The 9,135-nt window shown below is 65.9% G+C and carries 7 protein-coding genes; 2 read left to right on the top strand and 5 right to left on the bottom strand.

What is annotated here, in order from left to right:
* Positions 1-157 precede the first annotated feature (157 nt).
* From M2320_RS02425 to M2320_RS02415, 3 genes are read right to left on the bottom strand one after another with little or no spacing between them, the layout of a single operon-like run.
* The gene (locus tag M2320_RS02425) at positions 158-1,102 is read right to left on the bottom strand and encodes an Hsp33 family molecular chaperone (protein ID WP_264595927.1); all 945 of its coding nucleotides are present in this window, start codon (positions 1,100-1,102) and stop codon (positions 158-160) included.
* Positions 1,102-2,055 (bottom strand): ornithine carbamoyltransferase, encoded by a 954-nt coding sequence (argF, locus tag M2320_RS02420; protein WP_184427511.1) that lies wholly within the window; start codon positions 2,053-2,055, stop codon positions 1,102-1,104. Before argF ends, M2320_RS02425 begins: the two co-directional genes overlap by 1 nt.
* Before the next feature lie 2 nt (positions 2,056-2,057).
* The gene (locus tag M2320_RS02415) at positions 2,058-3,251 is read right to left on the bottom strand and encodes an aspartate aminotransferase family protein (protein WP_184427510.1); all 1,194 of its coding nucleotides are present in this window, start codon (positions 3,249-3,251) and stop codon (positions 2,058-2,060) included.
* Positions 3,252-3,659: 408 nt separating this feature from the next.
* On the opposite strand from M2320_RS02415, the gene M2320_RS02410 reads away from it, so the two are divergent.
* Positions 3,660-4,196 (top strand): GcrA family cell cycle regulator, encoded by a 537-nt coding sequence (locus tag M2320_RS02410; RefSeq protein ID WP_264595926.1) that lies wholly within the window; start codon positions 3,660-3,662, stop codon positions 4,194-4,196.
* Between the two features lie 313 nt (positions 4,197-4,509).
* Here M2320_RS02410 and M2320_RS02405 read toward each other — a convergent pair whose 3' ends face one another.
* Positions 4,510-5,124, bottom strand: a complete 615-nt coding sequence (locus tag M2320_RS02405; protein ID WP_184427508.1) for a L,D-transpeptidase — start codon at positions 5,122-5,124, stop codon at positions 4,510-4,512.
* Positions 5,125-5,676: 552 nt separating this feature from the next.
* Here M2320_RS02405 and M2320_RS02400 point away from each other — a divergent pair.
* Positions 5,677-6,606: a histone deacetylase family protein gene (locus M2320_RS02400; RefSeq protein ID WP_184427507.1), complete on the top strand. Its 930-nt coding sequence runs from the start codon at positions 5,677-5,679 to the stop codon at positions 6,604-6,606.
* 186 nt (positions 6,607-6,792) lie between these two features.
* Here the strand turns inward: M2320_RS02400 and M2320_RS02395 are convergent, their stop codons facing one another.
* Entirely contained in the window at positions 6,793-9,114 is a 2,322-nt protein-coding gene (locus M2320_RS02395) for a glycosyltransferase (RefSeq protein WP_264595925.1), read from the bottom strand.
* Positions 9,115-9,135 lie beyond the last annotated feature (21 nt).

Genomic DNA, 9,135 nt, shown 5'->3' with positions numbered 1-9,135 from the left:
CTGACAAGAGGGACCCCGCAAGCACGCTGGTTGTCCCCACACCCAACTCATCAGACAAGCGAAGGGACAGAGATTAAGTCACAGCCTCTGAGGAGCCCGCCAAAGGCGGGCGTCTCGAAGGGCGGGGGCGGTCCACGGGTTTCAGGCAGGCAGCGTGCTAAACCTTGAAATCCGCGGGATCGTAAACCCGCTTGGTCGAGCAGAATTCGCAGGTCACGGTGATCCGCCCGTCGTGCACCATGTCGTCGCGCTCGGCCTGGGTGAAATTGCGCAACATCTCCTCGATCCGCGCGTCGGAGCAGCGGCAGGCCTGGCGCAGCGTGCGCGCGGTAAAAACCGTGACGCCGCGCTCGTTGAACAGCCGCCAGGCCAGATCGGCGCTGGAGAGGCCGGGATCGAGCAATTCGTGGTCCTCGACGGTGGCGGCGAGCAACCGCGCCTCCGTCCAGGAATCGTCTTCCGAAAATTCCGGAACCACATGCCCCTCCGGCGCATCGCCGGGATGGAAATCCGCCATGCGCTGGCGTTCCGGCGAAGAGGGCAGGAATTGCGCCAGCAGGCCGCCGGCGCGCCACTGGCTGCCCTGCGGCGTCACCACCTGTCCGACCGCGAGCCGGACGAAGGAGGGGATTTGCTCGGATTGGGTGAAATAGCTCAGCGCCGCCTGTTCCAGCGATCCCGCCTCGACAGGCGCGATGCCCTGGTAGCGCGCGTTCTCGCCGCCCTGCTCGACGGTGAAGGCGAGATGCCCGCGCCCGAGCAGATGCTCGCGATCGCCCTCCGCCAGCGCCGCCAGTTTTTTCGCGTCGAACCGCGCGAACGCGCGCAGCCGGTCGGGCGCGTCGAAATCGACGACCAGCAGATCGACCACGCCATCGGTGCGGGTCTGCAACTGAAAGCGGCCCTCGTCCTTCAGCGTGGTGCCGAGCAGCACGCATAAAGCGGCGGCCTCGCCCAAAAGCTTCGCCACCGGCGCCGGATAGGCGTGCCGCGTCAGAATCGTGTCGAGCGCCGGCCCCAGCCGGGCGATGCGCCCGCGCATGTCGAGCGCCTCGACCGCGAAGGGCAGAACGGCGTCGTCACCGGAAAAAATTTCAGTCATCAGCCATTGACCCCGGCGAATTCGGCCTCCATGCACCAGGCCAAAACGCCTTTTTGCGCGTGCAGGCGGTTTTCCGCCTCGTCGAACACCAGGCTCTGCGCGCCGTCCATCACTTCGTCCGTCACCTCCTCGCCGCGATGGGCGGGCAGGCAATGCATGAACACCGCATCCTTGGCGGCGTGACGCATCAGATTGGCGTTGACCTGGTAAGGCGCAAGCAGCGCATGGCGCAATTTTTCATCCTTGTCGCCCATGGACACCCAGCAGTCCGTGAGCACGCAATCGGACTCTTTGACGGCTTCATAGGGGTCGCGCATCACATTGACCACGCCGCCCTCTTTGCGCGCCCAGGCGATCAGCTCGGGACGCGGCGCCAGTTCTTCAGGCGTGGCGATATCGAGCGTAAAACCAAACTTCGCCGCCGCATGGACCCAGCTGGTCAAAACGTTGCAGGCGTCGCCGACCCAGGCGACCCGCGCCCCGGAAATGTCGCCGCGATGTTCTTCAAACGTCATGATGTCGGCCATCACCTGACAGGGATGGGTTTTTTTCGTCAGCCCGTTGATCACGGGAACGGTGGCGTGGGTGGCCAGATCGGTCAGATGCTCATGGCTCAAAATGCGGATCATGATGGCGTCGACAAAACGCGACAGCACCCGCGCCGTATCCGCCATGGTCTCGCCGCGCCCGAGCTGCATTTCCGCGCCGGTCAGCATGATGGTCTCGCCGCCCAATTCGCGCATGCCGACGTCGAAGGAGACGCGGGTGCGCGTCGACGGCTTGTCGAAAATCATCGCCAGCGTGCGGCCTTCCAGCGGCCGGTCCTTGGCCCGCTGTCCCTTCACCCGACGGCTTTTGATCTCGCGGCCGAGGTCCAGAATGGTCCGCAGTTCGGCGCGCGAAAATTCGGAGAGATCGAGAAAGCAGCGGCGGGTGAGGGGATGTTTCGACATGTTCATGCTTCTTCCGGCTCCTTGGCCGCCTTCATCGCCGCGCAGGCTTCCGCCAGCCTGCCGACGCCGGTCCTGATCTCCTCGTCGCTGACGATCAGCGGCGGCAGGATGCGGACGACATTGTCGCCCGCCGGGATGACAATCAGTTTTTTCGCCCGCGCCGCGGCGGCGAAATCGGCGGGCGGCACGGTCAGTTTCAAGCCCTGCATCAGCCCCTCGCCGCGAATTTCCGCGACAATGTCGGGACAGGCGGCGGCCAGCCCGGCAAGCTGCTGGCGCAGCAACAAGCCTTTGCGCGCGACATCCGTCAAAAAGCCGTCGGCGAGCAGCACGTCGAGCACGGCGTTGCCGCAAGCCATGGCCAGCGGATTGCCGCCATAAGTCGTGCCATGGGTGCCCAGGGTCATGCCCTTGCCCGCCTCTTCCGTCGCCAGCACCGCGCCGAGCGGGAACCCGCCGCCAATCCCCTTGGCCGAGGCCAAAATGTCGGGGACGACGTCATAAAGCTCATAGGCGAACAATTTGCCGGTGCGGCCCATGCCCGACTGCACCTCGTCGAAACACAGGAGCAAGCCGTGTTCGTCGCAAAGCGCGCGCAAGCCGCGGATGAAATCGCGGTCGCCGACGCGGATGCCGCCTTCGCCCTGGATCGGCTCGACCAGAATGGCGCCGGTGTTCGGCCCAATGGCCTGTTCCACCGCCTCGAGATCGCCGAACGGAACCTGATCGAAGCCGGGCGTCTTCTCGCCGAACCCGTCGAGATATTTGGGATTGCCGCCGGCGGCGATGGTCGCCAGCGTGCGGCCGTGGAACGCGCCTTCGAAGGTGATCATATGGAAGCGCTCGGGATGGCCGTTCGCCGCATTCCACTTGCGCGCCATTTTGATGGTCAGCTCCAGCGCCTCGGCGCCGGAATTGGTGAAGAACACGCGATCGGCGAACGTCGCCTCGCACAGCCGCCGCGCCAGCCGCTCGCCCTCGGGCATCTGGAACAGGTTTGAGGTGTGCCAGAGCTTTTTCGCCTGTTCGGTGAGGGCCTCGACCAGATGCGGATGATTGTAGCCCAGGCTCGCCACGGCGATGCCGCCGCCGAAATCCAGATATTTTTCGCCCGTCGTCGAGATCAGCCAGGCGCCCTCGCCGCGCTCGAACGCCAGCTCATAGCGTGCGTAAGTCGGCAGTAGAGCAGAGGTCATGTCGCACTCCCAGCGGGCCTGGCCAAGTCTTGTGCGCGCACATTCAGCGCAAACATGCCATGCGCGGCCCAGAAAATGAAAGAGCCGTCCCCCGGGGACGGCATCCGCGCATGATCTTAGGGAATCCGCGCGCTCCGGTCAAATGGCGATCGTTGTCGAGTCCGTCCGCGTTCACGGCAATGGGCTGGGGAAAACCTTTTTGAGGTGTTAACGACTCTTGCGCCCGATTCCGCGCTCGTTGTAGATTCTCATCTGTCGGCTACGACATTTTGTTGTGCGGCGCGCGTGTATCGGCGTCGTCCTCGTCAGTCCCGTTGCAAGAACGTTCGCTCGCGGCGCGCTCGTCGCGCCGGCGATGGTGGAGTCCTGCGCGTATTGACGCACGAAGAATAAATTGGAGACCACGGTATGTCCTGGACCGATGAACGTGTCGAGCAATTGAAGAAGATGTGGCTCGACGGGTTGAGCGCGAGCCAGATCGCCAATGAACTGGGGCACGGCGTCAGCCGCAACGCCGTGATCGGCAAGGTGCATCGTCTCGGCCTGTCCGGCCGGGCCAAGTCGCCCGCGCCCGCGGCGGCGGCCGCCGCCGCCCCGGCGCGGCCGCAGCGCAAGGACGAGCCCGTCCGCCCCGCGCCCGCGCCCATCACCCACGGCGCGCTGGCGCTGGCGATGGACACGCGTCCGGCCCCCGCGCCGGCCCCGCGCGTCATCCATGACGACGTTGTCATTCCGATCTCCGAGCGCGTGACCATCATGGACCTGCGGGAATCCATGTGCCGCTGGCCGCTCGGCGATCCCACCAACCCCGACTTCCGCTATTGCGGCGCGAAGATGCAGATCGGCGCCGGCCCCTATTGCCAGGCCCACGCCCGCATCGCGTATCAACCGGTGCAGGACCGCCGCCGCGAGCGCGAGCGGGAAAAACGCGCGGCGCGCGGCTGAGCTTTGAGGGGCGCTTCGGCGCCCCTTTTCTTTTCCGGTTCTTTTCCAGACCCAGCAGGGGGTGGCGCCGCCCGCCCACAAGGACGCGCGCATCCCGTAAGCCTCATCGCCTGATGTCCGTCATGGCCGGGCTTGTCCCGGCCATCCACGCGGCGCCGCAACGCGAACTGTTGCAGAATTCTCTCTCGCGGCTCGGCGTGGATGCCCGGGACAAGCCCGGGCATGACGGGGGGGCTCTGCTCTCCGCCTGACAGCCGCCAAAACAAAAACGCCCCCGTTTCCGGGGGCGTCCAAAACTTGCGAGGTCAAGACCTCAGAGCACGTTGACCTTGGTGCCGATCTTCACGCGATTGTAGAGATCGATGGCGTCGACATTGCGCATGCGGATGCAGCCCGACGACACGTGCTGGCCGATCTTGTCCGGCTCGTTGGTGCCGTGGATGCGGTACAGCGTGTCCTTGTTGCCCTGGTACAGATACATGGCGCGCGCGCCCAGCGGATTGTCCGGGCCGCCCGGCAGGCCGCCGGCTTCGGCGGTGGGACGCAGGTGCGGCCAGCGCTCGAGCATGTCGGCCGGCGGCATCCAGCCCGGCCATTCCGCGAGCTTGCCGATGGTGGCCTGGCCCTTCCAGCCCGCGGCTTCGCTGCCGGTGGCGACGCCATAGCGGATCGCCTTCCTGTTGGGCATGGAGAAATACAGCAGGTTCTTGCTGGAATCGATGGTGATCGTGCCCGGCGCGGCGCCGGTGGGGTCGTCGACGATGTAGCGCTCGTACTCGCCGCCGACATTGGCGGTCGGCGCGAGCGACAGGAATTCCTTGTCCTTGGCGTTGAGCGCCGGATCCGGGGTGCGGACGCCGCCCACGCCATTGCAGCCGGCTAAGGCCGCCCCTATCAAGCCTATCGTCGCAAAGGTCCGAAACTTCATCGCCCGCCCCAAAAAAATCACGCCCAAGCTGGCCGCCCGTTAACGACCATATGAAGCGCCAAGCTGTCTCGTTGCAACTGTCAAGGCGGCCCAAAGCCTGCGAAACCGTGGCGATGTGACACATGCGCCACACAGTTGCCGTGACGCGACAGGCGGGGGCGCGGCGCCCAAGGGTAAACGCGTTGACCCAGTTCGGCCAGGACCAGACTTTCGGCGAAAGCCATAAACAACGTTGGACAGATGCGACAAATAGCGCGATGCTGGTTTTGAGGGCGGCAAGGCGTTGCTTTGTCGTCACATGCGGGGCGCGCGCCGTCAGGCGACGCGTCGCGCCAAAGCAAAAACGGTGAGGCGAGGCTTAAGCGTCGCGTCGAACCAATGGGGAAGGAAGACGCCGAGGTTTTTCCCGCGCGGAATGCATGGCCGGCGACCCCGGCGGATCATTTTCGTCCGCCAATGGAGCGCTCGACATCCAGACAGGGGGAAATGCCCGGAGTCCGCCGCGCGCCCGCCGGCGCAGGCGGACCTGTCGAGGACATTGGCGAGTAGAACTTGAACACATTGCTGATTACGCATCCCAGCGGGCTCGATCACGACAATGGCCCCGGGCACCCCGAGCGTCCCGATCGCGTCCGCGTCGTGGAGCGCATTCTCGAACACGAGCGTTTCATGACGCTCATCCGCGACCAGGCGGTCGACGGCTCGCGCGAACAGGCCTTGCGCGTCCATCCCGAATCCTATCTCGCCGCGCTGGAGCAGACCTCGCCGCGCGACGGTTTCGCCCGGCTCGACAGCGACACCACCATGAGCCCGGGCACGCTGGCCGCGGCCTATCGCGCCATCGGCGGCTGCTGCCAGGCCATTGACGAGGTGATGACCCACAAGGTCAACAACGCCTTCGTCGCCATGCGCCCGCCGGGCCATCACGCCGAACGCGCCACGCCCATGGGCTTCTGCTTCTTCAACAACGCCGCCGTGGCCGCCCGCCACGCTTTGGCCACTCATGCCGCCGAACGCGTCGCCATCATGGATTTCGACGCCCATCACGGCAACGGCACCCAGGACATTTTCTGGTCCGACCCGCGGGTGATGTACGCCTCGACCCATGAAATGCCGCTCTATCCCGGCACCGGCGCCACCGGCGAGCGCGGCGAATACAACAATATGGTCAACGCCCCGCTGGCGGCCGGCGACGGCAGCATGAACTTTCGCGAGGCCATGGAGGTCGCGGTCCTGCCGCGTCTCGAGGCGTTCAGCCCCGACCTCTTGATCATTTCGGCCGGCTTCGACGCCCACCGCCGCGATCCCCTCGCCAACCTCAATCTGGTCGAGCAGGATTTCGCCTGGGCGACGGGCAAGCTGATGGAGGTCGCCGACCGCAAGTGCAAGGGGCGCGTGGTGTCGCTGCTGGAAGGCGGCTACGACCTCGACGGCCTCGCCCGCTCGGTCGCCGCCCATGTGCTCACGCTCATGGGCATGTAAGACCAGGCGAATTTAGTTATTTGCCCCCGGCGCCTCGGGCCTCCCCAGGCGTTGTTCGTCGGGGGACCAAACATGTTCAAGGTTTTTCGCGAGACGACATGGAACGAGCGCATTGCGGTCCTGTTGGCCGCCGCGCTCATTCTCGGGCCGCTGGCCGCGGGGGCGCTGGCAAAATAAAGCGCGGCCTCAAACCGGCAGCCCGGCCAGCTTCTTGGTCAGCGACAGCAGCAGGCTGGACGCGCTTTTGCGCCAGCGGGCCAGCCGCTGGCCTTTTATGCGCGCACGCAACTCGCGGATGGTGGCGTCGCGGGTGACGTGGACCTCCACCACTTCCTTCAGCGCCTCCGGGTCCTGCAGCGCGGCCCGCGAAATCAGTCCCGTCTTGACCAGGGTCGAGGCGTGGCAGGCGAGCGCCGTGATCAGAAGATCGGTCGCGGGGTCGCCGGAGACTTTTTCGCACAAAGCGACATGGGCGATCAGGTCCTGTCGCGCGCGAAACAGCGCGTCGGCATTGTCGGTCGAGCGTGAGGCGGGACGCACGCGATAGAGCTGGGTCGGCGCCAGCACCGCCTCGCCGCGAAAACCCGCCAGGCAGAAGCGCGCATAAAACTCCCAGTCCTCGAACAGATGGCGCATCGACGGCGCATAGCCGCCCAGGGCGTCGAAGGCGGCTTTGCGCACGAGCACGGCGCTATGGGCGAAATTCTCGTCGAGCACGGTGGCGGGATTGGCGTCGGTGGTGAACCAGAAATGGTTGCGTTCGCCATGCGAGCGTTGCACGCCATAGGCCATGTCGATGTCGGGGTTGCGGCGCAGCGCGGCGCGCGTGGCGGCAAACCCGTCGGCGTCGAGGGCGTCGTCGGCGTCGAGGAATTGCAGCGCGTGGACATCGCCCAGAGCGGCGGCGCCGGCGTTGCGCGCCGCCGACGGCCCGACGTTGCGCTCCAGCAGGATCAGCCGCACGCCCGCGCCGGCGCCCGCGACAATTTCCTGCGCCCGCGCGACCTCCGCCGGCTTGGAGGCGTCGTCCACGACGACGATCCTGTCCTGTGGGGCGGCGCAGGCGCGCAGCGAGGCCAGGCATTCCCCGAGATCGGCGCTGGAATTGTAATGCGGAACCACAAAACCGACGGAAAAATCCGCGCCCTCGGCCGCCGGCGCCGCGGCCGGCGCCTCGACCAGATCAAAATAGTTTCGGATCATCTTGGCGTTGGACTGACGCGCCACCTCGTCGAATTTTTCGCGCGCGAAAGGAGCGGGTTGCGCCGGTTGCAGCGCCGCAAGGAAAGCCAGAATGGCGTCGGGCGCCTCGGGCGCCAGCGGATCGTAGCTGGTCACTTCGGGGAAGGGGGCGCTGATCTCCGGCATGCCGCCGCGCGCGCTGACCAGCGTCGGCCGGCCATAGGGCAGGGTCTCCAGCAGCGCGTTGGGATAATTCTCGAAGATCGACGGAAACACGAAGGCGTCGGCGTGAACGAAAAATTCTCCCGGCAGCGCCTGCTGGTCGACATAGCCGAAGATGTCGACATGGGCGTCGATCCCGGCTTGCGCCACGGCGGCGCGGATCAGGTCCCCATTGCTGCGGGTTTCGTCATGGGGCAGGTCGAGCCCGACCAGTTGGAAGCGCAGGTTGCGGTCCTTGATCAGCCGGACGATCTCGGCCGAAGCCGCGACGGTTTCGAAGAAGGTGGCGATGCCCTTGCGGTTCTCCAGCCGCCCGACATAGCAGATGGTGAGCGGCTGATCCGCGGGCCGCGGCGCCGGCGGCGGCGGCGCCGCCTCGGTCAGGCCGAACAGGCCCGGCTCGGCCTTGGGATGCGGAATTTTTTTCACCCGCGACGCAATCGACAAGCCGAAACGCGCGCAAATCCCTTCGATCCGCGCCCGCATGGCCTCGGCGCCATAGGGCAGCACGTCGGCGTGGCGATAGCAAAACAGCTCATAGCCCAGCGATTTGCGCCGCCCGACATCGTCGATGTGCAGCGGATCGCCATTGTCCTCGAACAGCATCAGCAGCGGCGAATGCAGCCGCACCGCCATCTTTTCCGCGCGCAATTGCCCGTGCCGCCGCATTTTCAGGCTGAAATAGCCCTCCATCCCGTAATCGGGGAATTCGATGAAGCGGAAGCTGTGGCCGTGCTTCTGCAGCGCCCACAGGGTTTCGGCCACGGCGAGCGAGAAACGCATGTGGTCGTCGCCGACATCCTCGATATGCAGCCCATGGCGGTGATGGATGGGCGGCGCGACAATGACGGAAGTATGGGGCAGCAGCTCGCGCAGGCGCGGATCGGGCGCGACGGCGCAGATCAGCAGCAGGGATTTGTCGGCGGCGTCGCGCGACAGCAGCCGCAGCAGCAGGCGCGAATAGGTGCCGATGCCGCCGGTGACCATGCTCAGCGGCTCATAGCAGGTCAGCACGAAATCCCAGGCGCGCGGCGCGAGATTGAAGGCGTCGTGGCGGTCTTCGAACAGAGCGCAGGCGAGGGGCGCGGTTCCGGCGGAGGTCATGGAGCAATCCGGCGAAGGGGG

Origin of the sequence: Rhodoblastus acidophilus (assembly GCF_025961575.1) — a bacterium.
Classification (GTDB): Bacteria; Pseudomonadota; Alphaproteobacteria; order Rhizobiales; family Beijerinckiaceae; genus Rhodoblastus; species Rhodoblastus acidophilus_C.
This window is presented reverse-complemented; position numbering and strand designations above follow the sequence as displayed.

Bases quoted from the DNA above. Each gene is read 5' to 3' on its own strand.
- M2320_RS02425 (WP_264595927.1), bottom strand. From the start codon at position 1,102: ATGACTGAAATTTTTTCCGGTGACGACGCCGTTCTGCCCTTCGCGGTC.
- argF (WP_184427511.1), bottom strand. From the start codon at position 2,055: ATGTCGAAACATCCCCTCACCCGCCGCTGCTTTCTCGATCTCTCCGAA.
- M2320_RS02415 (WP_184427510.1), bottom strand. From the start codon at position 3,251: ATGACCTCTGCTCTACTGCCGACTTACGCACGCTATGAGCTGGCGTTC.
- M2320_RS02410 (WP_264595926.1), top strand. From the start codon at position 3,660: ATGTCCTGGACCGATGAACGTGTCGAGCAATTGAAGAAGATGTGGCTC.
- M2320_RS02405 (WP_184427508.1), bottom strand. From the start codon at position 5,124: ATGAAGTTTCGGACCTTTGCGACGATAGGCTTGATAGGGGCGGCCTTA.
- M2320_RS02395 (WP_264595925.1), bottom strand. From the start codon at position 9,114: ATGACCTCCGCCGGAACCGCGCCCCTCGCCTGCGCTCTGTTCGAAGAC.